The sequence below is a fragment of the Xylanibacillus composti genome (assembly GCF_018403685.1).
GTDB lineage: Bacteria > Bacillota > Bacilli > Paenibacillales > K13 > Xylanibacillus > Xylanibacillus composti.
Genome location: NZ_BOVK01000006.1, coordinates 1 through 16,682 on the forward strand (window position 1 = coordinate 1; position 16,682 = coordinate 16,682).

Sequence of the window (16,682 nt, forward strand, 5' to 3'; positions counted from 1 at the left end):
TTTTTCAATTGTACAATGAGATAAGGAGAATTCCGGGAGGTGCCTGCATGAAACGATGGATTCCACTTATCTCTTCTTTTGCGCTTACCGTTGTACTGGCAGCGGGATTGACTTTATTGGACACGAGCTGGAATGGGAACGGTAAACAGGATGGCGGTATGAATCAGCGACAAGCTGAGCAAGCGCCGGGCATTTCCCCTCTCTATCTCGATAGTGACAATATTGTGGATGTCATGACGCGAACAGGCTTGAACGGTGAGTTGGCGCGCGTACAAATTAAACCCCAGCTGCTAGCTGTGGATGTGCTCCTGTCGGCGCAGACAAGGCGGGAGGATATGCTTCTGGATTTCGCCGAGTTGGCCAGATTGTCTTTTCATCACACGGAAAATATTCATCAGCTGCTCGTTCGCGTCTTGACCACGGATCAATCTGGAAAGGAGCTGTTGCTGGCTTCTTGGGAAGCGGAACGGAGCGTATGGCTGGAGCTTGGCGAAAAGGAGAATGTGACGGCTTCGCGAATTATTCCTGCGATGAACGGTTTTTACTTGACAAAAGCGGGAGAGGATTTTTTCAAACCTTAAATATTTGTGATATAATGGCGTATGACGCTGATCAAGAAACGGAGACGGATGAAGTATGGACCACAGACCGATATCAGAGATTGCCAAGCGTTATACTCACTATGATATGATCGATCAATATACGGACTTGCCCGCATTCCCGGAACAGCGGGTTAATTTGCTGTGCTATTTTTTAAATCGCAGCCATCCATCTATTAGCCGACATACGGAACTTTACAGCTTGGCCGCGTCGCTGGTTCAGGTCGGGATGGACATGCACGATTTGGTTGACGGCGGCGGCGGCAGCGGGCCGTCCCGGGAAGTGCGTTCCCGGCAGCTGCGCGTGTTGGCAGGCGATTATTTCAGCAGCCGCTTCTACCAGCTGCTGTCGCAAGCAGGCCAAATCGACCTGGTCCGGCGCCTGTCGGAGGCCATTTGCGATGTAAATCGGATGAAGCTGAACTTGTATGAGCGCATGATACAAACGAGGTTGAGCGCTGAGGAATATTTGCAGGCTACTGTGGAGATTCGCTCGCGCTTGTTTCTTGCATTTTCCGCCTTAATGGATGGGCAGTACCGATCAAGCTGGCCGGAGCTGTTGCGCCATATAACGACCTGCGAGGTATTGTCCGAAGAAATGAATCGCGAGGACATTTCTACTCCCCATTCTTTGCTGTATTGGCATCTTCGCGAGAGCGGGGGAACAGCCGTGTCAGCTGCCCGGCAGTTTATGGGGACAATGCTGGATCAGCATTGGAAGCATGCCATGCAGCGAATCAAACAGCTAGAGCCTGACAAATGGCTGCAGGATGCCCTGCATTTCAGAGTGCCTGGCATGAAACTGGCGGAAAGGACTTGAGGTGACTCCCGGCATGCAAACAGAGAAGGAGAAGTACGTCCATAACGTATTTGAAAGCATTGCGCCCAAATACGATATGATGAATGATTTGTTGAGCTTCCGACGCCACAAGGCTTGGCGAAAGTTCACCATGAGGAAAATGAACGTCCAGCCCGGGCAAACTGCGCTTGACCTGTGCTGCGGCACTTGTGATTGGACATTGCAGTTGGCCGAGGCCAGCGGTACCGGGGAAGTGGTCGGCCTCGATTTTAGCCAGCATATGCTGGAATATGGAAGGCGCAAGGTTGAGGCAGCCGGAAGGGACAAGCAGATTCAGCTCGTCCAAGGCAATGCGATGGAGCTGCCATTCGAAGACAATCAATTTGACTATGCGACCATCGGCTTCGGGCTGCGCAACACACCGGATTACGCGCAGGTGCTGGGCGAGATGCGCAGAGTGGTCAAGCCTGGCGGCAAAGTGGTATGTCTGGAGCTATCGAAGCCGGTGCGCGAGCCGTTCAAAAGCGTTTATTATTTTTACTTCAGACGCATCCTCCCGCTTATCGGGAAGCTGGTTGCCAAGAGATATGAGCAGTATAGCTGGCTTCCGGAATCGCTGGCCCAGTTCCCCGATCATGTCGAGCTGGCCCGGATGTTCCGAGATGCGGGATTGGAGAAAGTGGAGGTATACCCGCTGTTTATGGGGGTAGCAGCGCTCCACATCGGCACAAAGGAGAGTCGGCATGTGGAATAAAGTCAAAGTGTTTCTTGAGATGATCAAGTTCGAGCACACGGTATTCGCCTTGCCGTTTGCCTATATGGGCGCTGTGCTTGGCTCGGTGGTGGTGCGCGATACGCTTCCGTCGTGGGCGGAGATCGGCTGGGTCACGCTCGCCATGGTAGGCGCGCGAAGCGCGGCGATGGGACTGAACCGCGTCATCGATCGAATCATCGACAAGAACAATCCGCGTACGGCAGGGCGGGCAATTCCTGCGGGACTTTTGTCTTCCAAGGAAGTTTGGCTGTTTATCGTGGCATCATTCATTCTGTTGTTCGTTGCAGCCTCTCAGTTAAGTACACTGGCCATGCAGCTGTTGCCGGTCGCTGTTTTTTTTTCTGGTATTTTATTCATACACGAAACGCTTCACTTGGCTCTGTCATGTCGTCCTGGGCTTGACGATTGCGCTAGCGCCGCTGGGCGGCTGGGTCGCCGTAACCGGGCAAATCGATGCAGTGGCGCTGCTGTTCTACTTCAGCGTAGCGCTTTGGACAGCCGGATTTGACGTCATATATGCCTGTCAGGACATCGACTATGATCGGCGGTCCGGGCTTTATTCGATACCTGCCCGGTTCGGCCTGGCCAAAGCGTTATGGATCGCCAAGTGCTTCCATGCATGCACAGCTCTAGGCTTGATCAGCCTGATCTGGTTTACGCAACTCGGTTGGTGGTATCTGGCAGGGATGATCATCGCTTCCGCGATCTTGTTCTACGAGCATCGGCTCGTATCGCCCGAGGATATGTCGAAGCTGAATACGGCATTCTTCACAATGAACGGCACGCTGAGCATAGTGGTTTTTGCCTTTACCATCTTGGATTTGGCGGTGTTCTAGCATGGGAGAAGCACGGGAAGGCCTTGCCTCATGGGTAATAGGCATAACAGGGGCGAGCGGCGCGGCATATGGCGTGCGTCTTTGCCAGGAGTTGTTGGAGCGCAGGTATGACCTGCATCTGGTAGTGACCGATTCAGGCTGGAGGGTGCTCCAGGAGGAGCTTGGATGGAAGGTAACGAACCGAAAGGAAGCACTGGAGCTTGCTTTTGGACATTTGCCGGGGACCTATACGTATTATCCTATCCAGGATATCGGAGCGGCTATTGCAAGCGGCTCCTTTCGAACTGCGGGCATGGTCGTTGCGCCATGTTCGATGGGGACGCTGGCTGCGGTAGCGCATGGCCTCTCGGATAATTTGCTCGAGCGTGCGGCGGATGTTATGCTGAAGGAAGGCCGTCCGCTTATTCTCATGCCGAGAGAGACGCCGCTGCATGCCATACACTTGGAAAATATGCTCACCTTGGCCAAGCTGGGTGTCAAGATTGCACCAGCGATGCCGGGATTCTATAATGGCCCGCAAACTCTTGACGAGATCGTGGGCTTTATGGTTGGCAAAGTCATGGACTTGATGAATATTGATCATGAGATATACAGAAGATGGAGCGCTAAACATGAATAAAACAGGACAAACACCCATACGCATCGGTAGAATTGACTTTACAAATGTTTGGCCGGTTTTTCATTATTTCCCCGAAGGCAGATGGGGCGATCAGGTGCAAATCGAACGGCAAGTGCCGTCCGGACTGAATCGGGCAATGGCTGAAGGCCGCATTGACCTGGGAGCGATATCGTCATACAGCTATGCGGAGCATGCAGACGAATACTTGCTGCTGCCCAACCTGAGCGTATGCGCATTGGGACGGGTCAACTCGATTTTTCTCTTCCACCGGGGACCGTTGGAGGAGCTGCGCGAAGGTCTGGTTGCCACGGCGTCTACTTCAGCCAGCTCCGTCAATCTGTTTCGGATTATTATGAGGCGTTTTCTGAATGGCTCCCCTCGGGAGGTTTCGATGCAGCCGGATCTGAACAAGATGATGGAAGAAGCGGATGCTGCGCTGCTAATCGGTGATGACGCCATCAAGGCTTCGTGGATGAACGAACGGGATGGCTTGTACCGCATGACAGATTTGGGCGAGCTTTGGAAGCAATTTACGGGTCAGTGGATGGTGTTTGCTGTGTGGGCGCTGCGCAAGGAGGCGGCTGCCGCGAATCCGGAGCTGGTAGAGGACATTTACGGAGCGCTGATCGAAAGCAAGCGCAAGTCCGTCAACGACATAGGGCCTTTGGTTGACAAGGCTGTGCATAGCATTGGCGGTACAGAGGCATTCTGGCATGCGTATTTTCACGGATTGCAGTACGGCTTCGGAGAGCCGCAGCAGGAAGGGCTGCTCACGTATTATCGCTACGCTTGGGAAGAGGGTCTGCTGGAGCGGCAGACAACATTGAATTTTTGGCGGCCGGGGGAACCGTCGCGGACCGAAGGTGAACGATGAAACTATTAGAGCTATATGCACGAAAAAAGCACGATATAACAAAAATCGAGGACGAGCTGGAGAGAAGCATTCGATCGGATCATGCGCTTCTGAATGAAGCCTCCCTGCACTTGCTGAAAGCCGGGGGGAAGCGGATTCGTCCGGTTTTTACGCTGCTCTCGGGCGAATTTGGCAATTACGATATTGAAACGCTTAAGCTTGTCGCTGTTCCGCTTGAACTCATCCATATGGCTTCCCTTGTACATGACGATGTCATCGATGATGCCACGATGAGGCGGGGACAGCTGACAGTGAAATCGAAATGGGACAACCGCATTGCCATGTATACCGGAGATTATATCTTCGCCAAGGCGCTGCACGTAGCTGCGGAGCTGGGGAATCCCGAACTGCACAAAATTTTGTCCAGAGCGATCGTGCAAATGAGCATTGGCGAAATGGAGCAGATCCGCTTGTTCTTCGATACGGAGCAAAGCGTGCGGGACTACATGCTGCGCATCCGGCGCAAAACGGCTCTGCTGATCGCAATCAGCTGCCAGCTGGGCGCGATTGCGGCGAAAGCCGATCCTTATGTCAGCAATCGCCTGTACAATTACGGATATAATGTAGGCATGGCGTTCCAAATTCGGGATGATGTGCTGGACCTGATCGGCAGCGAGAAGGAAACGGGGAAGCCTGCTGGCAACGATATTCGGCAGGGGAATATCACCCTTCCCGTGCTTTATGCGCTGCAGGATCCCTTCAGACAAGAGGCAGTGAGCAGCGAAATTGCCCGCATCCGGACAGAGGAGGGGGCAGGCGACGTCAGTCGATTTCTTGCGCTGATTCGCGAAAGCGAAGGGATTGACCGGGCGGAAGCATTGGCATCCCGTTACATAGACAAAGCCATCAGAGCGCTGGACAGGCTTCCCGACATCAAAGCCAAAAAAAGCTTGCAGGAAATTGCATACTTCGTAGGGAAGCGATCACACTGATGGAAAAGGAGGAAGAAATATGGCTCAACAACAAACATTCCTTATGGTCAAGCCAGACGCTGTACAGCGCGGATTAATCGGGGAAATTGTGCAGCGCTTCGAGCGCAAAGGCTTTCGCCTTGTTGCCGGCAAGCTGGTCAGGATGACCGAGCAGCAGGCGGAGTTTCATTATGCGGAACATAAGGGCAAGGAATTTTTCGGCGATTTGGTGAGTTTCATCACATCCGGACCGGTGTTTGCAATGGTCTGGGAAGGGGATGAGATCATCGCCCTGTCACGGACGCTGATTGGCAAGACGAACGTGAAGGAAGCAGCCCCGGGAACGATTCGGGGAGATTTCGCCTTACATACGAACCGAAATCTGATTCACGGCTCAGATTCTCCTGAAAGCGCTGCCCGGGAAATCAGCAACTTCTTCGGGACCGAAGAATTGGTCCGTTATGAGCGGCAGATCGAGCAGTGGCTATAAATTTGGACATACTTTTCACCTTTAAGAGCATTTGTTCGCTATCGGCGGGGCGATGCTCTTTTTTGCATCCAATTTGCAGAAGGGCAGAAGGAATTCTGCGGTCTGCAGGGAATGTAATAAGAGGTAGTTGTCGAAAAACGTCGCTTCTTCGCAAGCGAGTCGATAAGGGAGAGAAAAGCGTTCATGGAACCATTGCAAACCAGCAGCTTATCAGACAGCGACTTTGCGCTTTTTGTCAAGAAGGTCAAGGAATTGACCGCAATTGATTTGGCTCAATACAAGGAGGCGCAGATGAAACGGCGGCTCGCTACGCTGCGCGACAAGAAAGGCTATGCCACGTTTGCGGATTTTTTCAAAGCGATCCAGTCTGACAAAGGAATGATGGCTGAATTTTTGGACCGGATGACGATCAACGTATCCGAGTTTTGGCGCAACCCCAACCGGTGGAGTGTCCTGGAGAGCAAGTTCATCCCCGAGCTGGCGTCCCGCACGAACCGGCTGAAGTGCTGGAGCGCAGCATGCTCTACCGGTGAAGAACCCTATACGTTGGCCATGATTCTGGATCTTCAGCGTTTGCTTGGAACGTCGCAAATTATAGCCTCGGATTTGGACAACAATGCACTTGCAAGAGCGAAGGAAGGGTTATATCCAGACCGATCCGTTAAGGATGTGCCGCCTGAATATTTCAACAAATACTTCACTGCCGAAGATACGCTCTTTCGGATTTCGCCGGCCTTGAAGCGGGGTATCACCTTCGAGCGGAAAAATTTGCTGCATGATTCGTACGATTCGGGTTTTGATCTCATCATCTGCCGAAATGTCATGATATATTTTACGGAGGAAGCCAAGCGCGATATGTATCATCGGTTCGCCCAAGCGCTTAAGCCGAACGGGATCTTGTTCGTCGGCAGCACGGAGCAGATCTTCTCCCCGGGCCAATATGGACTCGAATCTGTGGACACGTTTTTCTACCAGCGGAAGGCTTAGGTATATTCTTTTCCATCGCTTCCCATACTATAGGCAGGCATTCTATTATGGAGGGACGACATGGATAAGCGCAAAGTGATTCATGCCTATCGGCGCGGATTTATTTCGATACAGGAATGCGCACAGATCTTGGGCATTGACTCGCAGCAGATCCTGGGCATCATGAGCGAAACCGGATGGGATGATGCGACCAGAGTGGCGCAACAGCATTCGGCCAAAGGCTCGTTCAGCGCAGGATAGCGAAGGAAAACCCGATCCGGTCAATCGCAAAAAAATGATGAAAAGCCTGCCGCAACCTCGGATGTTGCATCTTCTCTCCGAGAGACTGCAGGCTTTTTGCCGTGGAAGGAAGGGCCGGGCAATCCTTGTCAAACCTAACCCGCTGTACTATAATTAGCTGTATCTATCGTACTGAAAAGCGCTAAAGTGCGAAAAAGAGGATACTGGTTGAGGAGGAACATTATGTTGCGTTATCTGACAGCAGGCGAAACCCACGGACCGCAATTAACGGCAATTATTGAAGGGATGCCGAGCAACCTGACATTAAATTTCGAGGAACTGAACTTTCAATTAGTCCGGAGACAGAAGGGATACGGCCGCGGCCGGCGCATGCAAATCGAGACGGATGCTGCTGCGGTGGTCGGCGGCGTGCGGCACGGCAAGACGACTGGCGCGCCCATCGCTCTGGTTGTGGAAAATAAAGACTGGAAGCATTGGACGAAGATCATGAACATTGAGCCGATTGAGGGCACGGACGAGGATCGTCGGCGCGTACATCGGCCGCGGCCGGGCCATGCCGATTTGAATGGCGGCTTGAAGTACAACCACCGGGATCTGCGCAATGTTCTGGAGCGTTCCAGCGCCCGCGAGACCGCGGCAAGAGTAGCTGTCGGAGCAGTAGCCCGGCAATTTCTCGCCCACTTTGGCATCAAGGTGGCGGGGCAAGTGCTGCGCATCGGGGAAGTGGAAGCCAAGCGGCAGGAATTGCCGCTTGATGAGCTGATCCGCATTACCGAGGAATCGCCGGTGCGAGTGGCGGATAAGGAAGCGGAAGCGAAGATGATCGCCCATATCGATCAGATCAAGGAAGAGGGAGACTCCATCGGCGGCATTGTGGAATGCATTGTGGAAGGTGTTCCGGTCGGCCTCGGCAGCCATGTGCAATATGATCGCAAGCTGGACGGACGTATCGCCCAGGCTGTAGTGTCCATCAACGCCTTCAAGGGATGCGAAATCGGCATTGGTTTTGAGGCCGGCTCGTTGCGCGGCTCACAGGTCCACGACGAGATCGTGTACAGCGAGAACGGCGGATTCCGCCGGGCAACAAATCGCTTGGGCGGCTTCGAAGGCGGCATGACCAACGGAGAGCAAATTGTTGTGCGCGGCGTGATGAAGCCGATTCCGACCTTGTACAAGCCGCTGCGAAGTGTGGATATTGATACGAAGGAAGAATTTACGGCGCAGGTAGAGCGTTCGGACAGCTGTGCCGTTCCGGCGGCAAGCGTTGTGATGGAGCATGTTGTCGCTTGGGAAGTTGCCAAGGCGTTCCTGGAGAAATTCGGCGGCGACTCCATCGAGGAGATTGAGGCGAATTACCGCAACTACCTGGCGCAAGTGGAGCGTTATTGAGATGAAGCTTCTGAATGTTGACTTGGGCGAACGCTCGTATGTGATTCATATTGGTGCAGGCTTGCTGCAGGAAGCGGGCCGGCTGTTCGCGGAGAAGGGCATTCCGCACCGTTCACCGCTCATGATCGTGACGGACCGCCATGTAGCGAAGCATCACCTAGCACCTTTGCGCCAGTCGCTGGAAGCCGCAGGCTATCGCGTGTGCGAGGCGGTCGTGGAGCCGGGTGAGAAGACCAAATCGCTGGATATGCTGAACAGTCTCGTAGCGACCGCCTTGGAGAATGGTCTTGACCGGCACTCCACCATCGTCGCGCTTGGCGGCGGTGTGGTCGGCGACTTGGCGGGCTTTCTGGCAGCAAGCTACATGCGCGGCATCCCGTTCGTGCAGGTGCCGACGACGATATTGGCGCACGACAGCAGCGTAGGCGGCAAGGTCGCTGTCAATCACGCACTGGCGAAGAACATTATCGGCGCTTTCCATCAGCCGCTTATGGTGCTTTATGATACGAGCACGTTGTCCACCTTGCCGGAGCGCGAGGTTCGTGCAGGTCTCGCCGAGCTTCTTAAGGAAGGCTTGATTTGGAATCGCGAGTTCGTTCACTGGTTTGACGAGCACGCCGAGGCGTTGCTGGCACTCGATGCGGATGCTCTCCGGGAGGCTCTTTATCAGGGCTGCAAGGTGAAAGCGCATGTTGTGTCGCAGGACGAGCGGGAAGGCGGACTACGCGCGATTCTAAATTTGGGCCATACCATCGGCCATGCGCTGGAAGCAGTAGCTGGCTACAACGAGCTGCTGCACGGTGAAGCGATTGCCATCGGCATGGTTGGCGCTGCCAAACTGTCCATTCGTCTCGGTTATCCGGAAGCAGAGACCGTGTATCGGGAAACGAAGCGCTTGTTGCAGAAGCTGGGCCTTTCGGTCAGCATACCGGCGCATTATGATACGGAAGCAATCATGTCGGCGATGATGCATGACAAGAAGTTCAAGGAAGGCAAGATGGTGTTTGTCGTCTCTCCTGAAATTGGCCGTGTTGAAATCCGCAGCGACATTCAGCCGGATTGGGTGAGGGAAATTATCGAACAACTGAAACGGGAGGATTGATCGATGGTAGTAAGAGGTATCCGCGGAGCAACGACAGTCGAGCGCAACGAAGAACAAGAGATCCTCGAGGAAAGCATACGCCTGCTGAATGCGATCGTGGAAGAGAACGGCATCGCGCCTGAAGATATTGCAAGCGTGTTTGTAACCGTTACGCATGATCTGGATGCAACATTCCCGGCCAGCGCCATTCGCCAGATGGAAGGCTGGGAACTGGTGCCGCTGATGTGCTCGCTGGAAATTCCGGTAAAGAACAGTCTGCCCCGGTGCATTCGGCTGATGGTCATGGTCAACACAGAGAAGAAGCAGAACGAGGTTGTCCATGTGTATTTGAATGAAGCCAAAAAGCTGCGCCCCGACTTAGCTGGCGCCTAGTTCTAGGCAGCTTCGGACACCGCCTTCCGCTCATGGGAGGATCATGCGGAAGGGCGGTATTCGTTGACGCAAGAGGACGCATACTGTATGATGGGAATAGCCGATGGAGTATCGGCGGCGCAGTTTGGATGGAGATCGGACAGCGCTAGCAGAGGTAGCAGAGCAGAGGAAGAAGAGTTGAGCAGAGTGCCAGAGCAGAGCCCGCTTGCATGGTATCCTAATGTCCAGGGAACCAGGCTGGAGGAGCCGTTTTCGTGCAGAGAGGCATGGCTGATCGATCCGGATGGGTATGCTGCAAGCGCGCAGCTTAGACACTCGCATCGGCTATGCAGTTCGCGGCTGCGGTCGCGCGTACATGCATGAATAGGTTCGCGATGCCGGATGCAAGTTTCTGATAGGCTTGAATATCAACTTTTCCCTCTACTGCGTGTAGAGTTTTTTTATTTGTACGGCATTTTTTTGCAGAAAAGAGGAGGAGCGCTACATGTACAGTCCCATATTGTCTGAGGTGCAGGAGCTTGCCGCACAGGGGTACAATTTGATTCCCGTATCCCGCAGAGTGCTCGCGGATACGGAAACCCCGATTCGCGTATTCCACCATTTGTATCAGGAGAAATATGCCTTTCTGTTGGAAAGTGTGGAGGGCGGGGCCAAATGGGGACGGTACTCCTTCATCGGAACCGATCCGTTCCTTTCCTTCCGCGGGAAGGACGGGAGGCTCGTATTGGAGCAGGGCGGCAGGGAGCGGGTGCTGCAGGGCAAGCCCTTGGCAGCCTTGAAGGAAACGCTGGCTGCTTACCGCAGTCCGGACTTGCCCGGATTTCCGCGATTCACAGGAGGAGCGGTTGGATTTTTCGGCTATGATTTGCTCGGTTACTATGAGAAGCTGCCCGCTCATCAAGTGGATGATCTCGGGATGGACGACATCCGCTTTATGTTTTGCGATCAGGTGATTGTCTTCGACCACTTCAAGCAGCAGCTCATGGTGATCGCCAACGCGCATATTCCGAACGGCGCGGATGAAGCGGCGGTAGCGGAAGCTTATGCAGCCGCATGCGAGCGTGTGGAGGAGATGCTAATTCGGCTGCAGAAGCCGGTATCCGTGCCGCAGTCGGAGCAAGGGGCCGTTCCGGTCCAGCCGGACATCGGCGACATTCGCTCGAATGTGAGCAAGCAAACCTACATGGACAACGTTGACAAGGCCAAGGAGTACATTCGCGCCGGGGATATCTTCCAAGTGGTGCTGTCCCAGCGGTTTGAAACCGATACATTCGTGTCGCCACTCCAGGTATACCGCGTGCTGCGCACGATGAATCCATCGCCCTACATGTACGTGCTGAAGATGGGGGAGGAAGTTATCGTCGGCACCTCGCCAGAGCTGCTTGTGCGAGTGGAAGGCGATCAGGTGGAGACCCGTCCGATCGCCGGGACACGGCCACGCGGACGCGACGAGGAGCATGATCTGATGCTGGAGAAGGACCTGCTTGCTGACGAGAAGGAACGGGCGGAGCACTTGATGCTGGTCGACCTTGGGCGCAATGACATCGGCCGGGTGGCGAAGTTCGGCAGTGTGCACTGCGACAGCTTCATGGAGATTGAACGCTACTCCCATGTCATGCATATTGTCTCCAATGTTACTGGCAAGCTCCGCGCAGACAAGGATTTCTTCGATGCCTTCCTCTCCTGCTTGCCGGCGGGAACCGTTTCCGGCGCTCCAAAGCTGCGGGCGATGGAGATCATCGCGGAGCTGGAGCGGGAAGCGCGCGGCATCTATGCCGGCGCCATCGGGTACTTGGGCTTCTCGGGCAACCTTGACACGTGCATTACCATTCGCACGATTTTGTTCAAGAACGGGAGAGCTTATGTCCAAGCCGGTGCAGGCATCGTCTATGATTCGGTGCCGGAGAAGGAGTTCGAAGAGACAGAGAACAAGGCGAAAGCGCTATTGACCGCGATACGCACTGCAGAGCTTATGTTCCCGAGAGATGCGGAACGTGAATCGTCAACGGTCAACCAGGATTATTATGCCGTTCCCCCTGCTGCGAACTAGGTGACGGCACACGGCCAACGCGTTATCCAAGCCTTATCCAAGTAGAGGAGGAGAAACAAGATGGGAGATATGATGAAGGAGGCCCTGGCCAAGCTGATTCAGGGCCACAGTCTGAGCCGGGAGGATTCGCGCAGCGTCATGAGCTGCATTATGGAAGGCGAGGCGACGCCAGCGCAAATTGCTTCGCTGGTCACAATTTTGCGCATGAAGGGCGAAAGCATCGATGAGATTGCAGGCTTTGCCGAAATTATGCGGGGCAAGGCGAGCCGGGTGGAAACCGAGCGCCGCAGTCTGCTTGACACTTGCGGCACTGGCGGCGACGGCATGAACACGTTCAACATATCGACGGCGGCCGCGATAATCGCGGCTGCTGGCGGAGTCCGTGTTGCCAAGCACGGCAACCGCGCTGCTTCCAGCAAGAGCGGCAGCGCCGATGTATTGGAAGCGCTAGGCGTGCAGATTACGCTGAATCATGAACAGGCGGCACGCTGCTTGGATGAAGTGGGCTTATGCTTCATGTTCGCGCAGGTATTCCACCAATCGATGAAGCATGCGGCGGCGCCCCGCAAGGAGATCGGGTTCCGCACAATCTTCAATATGCTCGGGCCGCTGACGAATCCTGCAGGCGCCGACCGCCAGCTGATGGGGGTGTTCGAGCGGCGCAGAACTGAAGTGCTTGCTCTTGTGCTGCGTGAGCTCGGTTTGTACCGCGCGTTGGTGGTATGCAGTCATGACGGGCTTGATGAAATCAGCATTTCGGCGCCAACGCAGATCACAGAGCTTCGCAATGACGCGATCCAAACCTTCGATGTAACGCCCGAGGAGCTTGGGCTGAAGCAGTATGAAATGCGCGACGTTGTCGGCGGGGATGCGCGTGAGAATGCGGAAATCATCCGCCAAGTATTTGCCGGCAAGAAAGGCGCGGCCCGCGATATTGTGCTGGCCAATGCAGGCGCATGCTTCTACTTGGACGAGCAGGCGGACAGCCTGCGCGATGGCGTGGAGCTTGCCGGGCGTATCGTAGACAGCGGCATAGCAATGGAAAAACTGGAGCACCTGGTTAGGGTGACAAAGGAGCTGGCCCATGTTTCTTGATCGGATTGTCGCAACCAAAAAGCAGGAAGTGGAGCAGTTGAAGGCGAGCAAGCCCAGGCTTGCCGATTGGGAACCGCAATTGCGGGATTGGAAGCCTTGCCGGGGCTTCGAACATGCGCTGACTCAGGGACGCCGTCGGGACATTGGCTTGATTGCCGAAGTGAAGAAGGCATCCCCGTCCAAAGGGCTGATCCGCGAAGATTTCGATCCGGTAGCACTGGCCCGCACCTATGAGCAAGCGCAGGCGGATTGCATCTCGGTATTGACGGATCGCCAATATTTCCAAGGCGCCAATGAATATTTGACGCGTGTATCCGAAGCGGTAGCCGTACCTTTGCTGCGCAAGGATTTTATCATTGATCCGCTGCAGATTTATGAAGCGCGTGCTATCGGCGCGGACGCCATATTGCTTATTGCGGCTATTCTGACGAAGCAGCAGATGGCCGACTTCCTGCGCGAAGCCCGGAGCTTGGGCATGGATGTGCTCGTTGAGGTGCATGACAGCGCGGAGCTGGAGCAGGTGCTGGAGCTGGACGCGACCTTGATCGGCATCAATAACCGAGATTTGCGTACGTTTCATACTGATCTGCAGACTACCGAAAAGCTGATCGGGCAAATCCGCAAGGAGGCAACGGTTGTCAGCGAAAGCGGCATCGCTGCTCCCCAGGATCTGCAGTACTTGAAACAGATCGGAGCCCAGGCGGTTTTGATAGGCGAGCATTTCATGCGGCAGCCGGATGTCGGGCAGGCGGTTCGCGACCTGATGGAGGGGCGGGCATGACCCGAGCGATGGTGAAAATCTGTGGACTGCGTTCGGGCGAAATGGTAGAATCAGTAGGACGTTTGCCCGTAGATTATATCGGTCTGGTGTTTGCCGAAAGCAGGCGCAAGGTGACACCGCAGGAGGCAGGGGGATGGATTCGAATGCTGCGCAAGCAAGCTGACAGACCGCTTGCTGCAGGAGTGTTCGTCAACCCGTCGATGGCGGAGCTTCAGTCCGTCATGGCCGAGGCGCCATTAGATATGATTCAGCTGCACGGCAGCGAATCGCCTTCCTTCTGCAAGACGGTGAAGGAGGGCTGGCCGAAAGCGGAAGTGTTCAAGGCCATCTCTATTCCGGCACGCAGCACGACGGTTTCACCTGAGACCGTCGCCGAACAATGCGCCCCTTATCTCGGTTCTATAGATGGACTGCTGCTGGATACGTACGATCCCCATGTTGGCGGAGGAAGCGGCAAGACCTTTCAATGGTCGGTTATTCCTTTCTATCAGGCTTGGGCACGCGCCAAGAAGTTGCCGCTGTTCGTGGCAGGCGGCTTGCATGAGGGCAACGTGCGGGAGCTGCTCGACCAGTACGCGCCGGACGGTGTGGACGTATCAAGCGGGGTAGAAACGGACGGAATAAAGGATCTCAATAAAATTCAAGGCTTCCTGGAAAGGATGGAAAGAAAATGAAGCAATGGCCGGACGAGCACGGACGATTTGGCCAATTCGGCGGCCGCTACGTGCCCGAGACGTTAATGAATGCGCTCATGGAGCTTGAAGACGCATATCGCCGCTATTCGGCGGAGCCGGATTTTCAGGAAGAAATCCGTTATTTGCTGCGGGAATATTCAGGCCGCCAGACGCCGCTGTACTACGCGAAGCGGCTGACAGAGGAACTGGGCGGCGCCAAGATTTACTTGAAACGAGAGGATTTGAACCATACAGGCGCACACAAGATCAACAATGCGATTGGTCAGGCAGTGCTGGCCAAGCGTATGGGAAAAACGAAAATCATTGCCGAGACCGGCGCCGGGCAGCATGGAGTAGCTTCGGCTACGGTAGCTGCCTTGCTTGGACTGGAATGCAAGGTGTTCATGGGCGAGGAAGACATGCGCCGCCAAAAGCTGAACGTCTTCCGCATGCGCTTGCTTGGCGCTGAGGTCGTACCGGTCACTTCCGGCACGCGCACCTTGAAGGATGCCTGCAACGAGACGCTTCGCTACTGGGTCAGCCACGTGCAGGATACGTATTATATTTTGGGCTCGGCAACAGGCCCGCATCCATATCCTATGATCGTGCGCGACTTTCAGCGCATCATCGGCGATGAGACGAAAGCGCAAATTCTTGAGCTGGAAGGCCGCCTGCCTGATGCAATCGTCGCTTGCGTAGGCGGAGGCAGCAATGCCATCGGCATGTTTTACCCGTTCGTTGAGGATCAGGCGGTTCGCTTGATCGGTGTGGAAGCAGCCGGACACGGGGTCGATACGGAACAGCATGCGGCCACGATGTCGAAAGGCTCGCACGGGGTGTTCCAGGGCTCCTTCAGCTACTTGCTTCAAGACGAATACGGCCAAGTGCTGCCGGCTCATTCGATTTCCGCCGGTCTCGATTATCCGGGGATTGGTCCGGAGCATTCCTATCTGAAGGATGCCGAGCGAGCCGAATACGTGCCCGCAACCGACGAGGAAGCGCTCGATGGCGTGCAGCTGCTGAGCCGGACCGAAGGCATTATCCCTGCTTTGGAAAGCGCCCATGCTATCGCTTATGCGGCGAAGCTCGCGCCGCAGATGGGCAAGGACGAGCTGCTGGTCGTCAATTTGTCCGGACGCGGGGACAAGGACGTCGAGGCGATTATGGAGCATTTGGGAGGTAGTGCGGATGGAGTCCACTAAGGTGAACAATGCAATCGACGAGGCATTTGCCGCCAGCAGGAAGCGGGGAGAAGCGCTGTTCATGCCTTTTCTCACCGTGGGCGATCCTGAACCGGCTGCAACCATTGAAATTCTGAAAGTGCTGGAAGAGTGCGGGGCAGGCATGGTAGAGCTAGGTGTGCCTTATTCGGATCCTCTGGCCGATGGCCCGGTCATTCAACGCGCTTCGGAACGGGCGCTCCGCCACCGGATCACGATCCGCCAGTGCATCGCTATCGCCAAGGAAGCAAGGGAAGCAGGCGTCACCATTCCGTTTATTTTGTTCAGTTACTATAATCCGGTGCTGCAGACCGGGATCGAGCTTGTGATGCAGGAAGCGGCAGAGGCCGGCATCAGCGGGCTGATTATTCCGGACCTGCCGCATGAGGAGGACGGCCCTGCCCGCGAGGCTTGCGCCAAGCATGGGCTGCACCTCATTCCGCTCGTAGCCCCTACCTCGGAGCAGCGGATTCAGCGGATCGTCTCCAAGGCGTCCGGATTTATATACTGTGTCTCATCATTGGGCGTAACGGGCATGCGCGCCCAGTTCCATGACGGCATCGACCAGTTTCTGAACACGGTCAAGCAAGCTGCGTCACTGCCGATCGCAATCGGCTTTGGCATCTCCAATGCGGAGCAATTCAAGCGCTTCTCCGGAATCTGTGACGGTATTGTGGTCGGAAGTGCAATCGTGCATCAGATTGAAAAATCGGCGCCGCTGCTGGATTCGGTCGCGGAACGCGAGCGAGGGCTAGAGCAAATTCGAGAGTTTGTTCTGCAGCTAAGAGGACAGTAAGCAGCAGGTTATATCCACCGTATGCGAACGTGGT

At 55.1% G+C, this 16,682-nt stretch carries 19 protein-coding genes and 1 pseudogene; all 20 read left to right on the forward strand.

Annotated features, from left to right (window positions below; all coding sequences use genetic code 11):
• The first annotated feature begins 47 nt into the window (after window positions 1–47).
• The 20 genes and pseudogenes from XYCOK13_RS01815 (at window position 48) to trpA (ending at window position 16,648) form a co-directional block, all read left to right on the forward strand.
• Window positions 48–581: a hypothetical protein gene (locus XYCOK13_RS01815; RefSeq protein ID WP_213410145.1), complete on the forward strand. Its 534-nt coding sequence runs from the start codon at window positions 48–50 to the stop codon at window positions 579–581.
• A gap of 55 nt (window positions 582–636) precedes the next feature.
• Window positions 637–1,419 carry a heptaprenyl diphosphate synthase component 1 gene (locus XYCOK13_RS01820; RefSeq protein WP_213410146.1) on the forward strand — a complete coding sequence of 261 codons (783 nt, stop codon included), beginning with the start codon at window positions 637–639 and terminating at the stop codon, window positions 1,417–1,419.
• A 13-nt stretch (window positions 1,420–1,432) separates the two neighbouring features.
• Entirely contained in the window at window positions 1,433–2,152 is a 720-nt protein-coding gene (locus XYCOK13_RS01825; RefSeq protein WP_213410147.1) for a demethylmenaquinone methyltransferase, read from the forward strand.
• Window positions 2,142–3,009, forward strand: a pseudogene (locus XYCOK13_RS01830) (UbiA-like polyprenyltransferase). The gene XYCOK13_RS01825 and the pseudogene XYCOK13_RS01830 overlap by 11 nt, the downstream one beginning before the upstream one ends.
• Before the next feature lies 1 nt (window position 3,010).
• The gene (locus XYCOK13_RS01835; RefSeq protein ID WP_213410148.1) at window positions 3,011–3,628 is read left to right on the forward strand and encodes a UbiX family flavin prenyltransferase; all 618 of its coding nucleotides are present in this window, start codon (window positions 3,011–3,013) and stop codon (window positions 3,626–3,628) included.
• Window positions 3,621–4,502, forward strand: coding sequence for a menaquinone biosynthetic enzyme MqnA/MqnD family protein (locus tag XYCOK13_RS01840; protein WP_213410149.1), 882 nt, complete (start codon window positions 3,621–3,623; stop codon window positions 4,500–4,502). Before XYCOK13_RS01835 ends, XYCOK13_RS01840 begins: the two co-directional genes overlap by 8 nt.
• Complete coding sequence (hepT, locus tag XYCOK13_RS01845) at window positions 4,499–5,473, forward strand: heptaprenyl diphosphate synthase component II (protein ID WP_213410150.1); 975 nt, start codon at window positions 4,499–4,501, stop codon at window positions 5,471–5,473. Before XYCOK13_RS01840 ends, hepT begins: the two co-directional genes overlap by 4 nt.
• Window positions 5,474–5,492: 19 nt before the next feature.
• Complete coding sequence (gene ndk / locus XYCOK13_RS01850) at window positions 5,493–5,942, forward strand: nucleoside-diphosphate kinase (protein ID WP_213410151.1); 450 nt, start codon at window positions 5,493–5,495, stop codon at window positions 5,940–5,942.
• 183 nt (window positions 5,943–6,125) lie between these two features.
• Window positions 6,126–6,929, forward strand: coding sequence for a CheR family methyltransferase (locus tag XYCOK13_RS01855; RefSeq protein ID WP_213410152.1), 804 nt, complete (start codon window positions 6,126–6,128; stop codon window positions 6,927–6,929).
• Window positions 6,930–6,989: 60 nt separating this feature from the next.
• Window positions 6,990–7,169 carry a hypothetical protein gene (locus XYCOK13_RS01860; protein ID WP_213410153.1) on the forward strand — a complete coding sequence of 60 codons (180 nt, stop codon included), beginning with the start codon at window positions 6,990–6,992 and terminating at the stop codon, window positions 7,167–7,169.
• 219 nt (window positions 7,170–7,388) lie between these two features.
• Window positions 7,389–8,558, forward strand: a complete 1,170-nt coding sequence (aroC, locus tag XYCOK13_RS01865; RefSeq protein ID WP_280520867.1) for a chorismate synthase — start codon at window positions 7,389–7,391, stop codon at window positions 8,556–8,558.
• Window position 8,559: 1 nt separating this feature from the next.
• Entirely contained in the window at window positions 8,560–9,660 is a 1,101-nt protein-coding gene (gene aroB, locus XYCOK13_RS01870; RefSeq protein WP_213410154.1) for a 3-dehydroquinate synthase, read from the forward strand.
• Between the two features lie 3 nt (window positions 9,661–9,663).
• The gene (aroH, locus tag XYCOK13_RS01875; RefSeq protein ID WP_213410155.1) at window positions 9,664–10,032 is read left to right on the forward strand and encodes a chorismate mutase; all 369 of its coding nucleotides are present in this window, start codon (window positions 9,664–9,666) and stop codon (window positions 10,030–10,032) included.
• A gap of 177 nt (window positions 10,033–10,209) precedes the next feature.
• Complete coding sequence (locus XYCOK13_RS01880; protein ID WP_213410156.1) at window positions 10,210–10,395, forward strand: hypothetical protein; 186 nt, start codon at window positions 10,210–10,212, stop codon at window positions 10,393–10,395.
• Window positions 10,396–10,516: 121 nt separating this feature from the next.
• Complete coding sequence (gene trpE / locus XYCOK13_RS01885) at window positions 10,517–12,082, forward strand: anthranilate synthase component I (protein WP_213410157.1); 1,566 nt, start codon at window positions 10,517–10,519, stop codon at window positions 12,080–12,082.
• Between the two features lie 60 nt (window positions 12,083–12,142).
• Window positions 12,143–13,177: an anthranilate phosphoribosyltransferase gene (gene trpD / locus XYCOK13_RS01890; RefSeq protein ID WP_213410158.1), complete on the forward strand. Its 1,035-nt coding sequence runs from the start codon at window positions 12,143–12,145 to the stop codon at window positions 13,175–13,177.
• A complete protein-coding gene (trpC, locus tag XYCOK13_RS01895) occupies window positions 13,167–13,958 on the forward strand; it encodes an indole-3-glycerol phosphate synthase TrpC (protein WP_213410159.1) in 792 nt (263 codons plus the stop codon). Before trpD ends, trpC begins: the two co-directional genes overlap by 11 nt.
• Window positions 13,955–14,632, forward strand: a complete 678-nt coding sequence (locus XYCOK13_RS01900; RefSeq protein ID WP_213410160.1) for a phosphoribosylanthranilate isomerase — start codon at window positions 13,955–13,957, stop codon at window positions 14,630–14,632. The genes trpC and XYCOK13_RS01900 overlap by 4 nt, the downstream gene beginning before the upstream one ends.
• The gene (trpB, locus tag XYCOK13_RS01905) at window positions 14,629–15,834 is read left to right on the forward strand and encodes a tryptophan synthase subunit beta (RefSeq protein WP_213410161.1); all 1,206 of its coding nucleotides are present in this window, start codon (window positions 14,629–14,631) and stop codon (window positions 15,832–15,834) included. Before XYCOK13_RS01900 ends, trpB begins: the two co-directional genes overlap by 4 nt.
• The gene (trpA, locus tag XYCOK13_RS01910; RefSeq protein ID WP_213410162.1) at window positions 15,821–16,648 is read left to right on the forward strand and encodes a tryptophan synthase subunit alpha; all 828 of its coding nucleotides are present in this window, start codon (window positions 15,821–15,823) and stop codon (window positions 16,646–16,648) included. The genes trpB and trpA overlap by 14 nt, the downstream gene beginning before the upstream one ends.
• Window positions 16,649–16,682 lie beyond the last annotated feature (34 nt).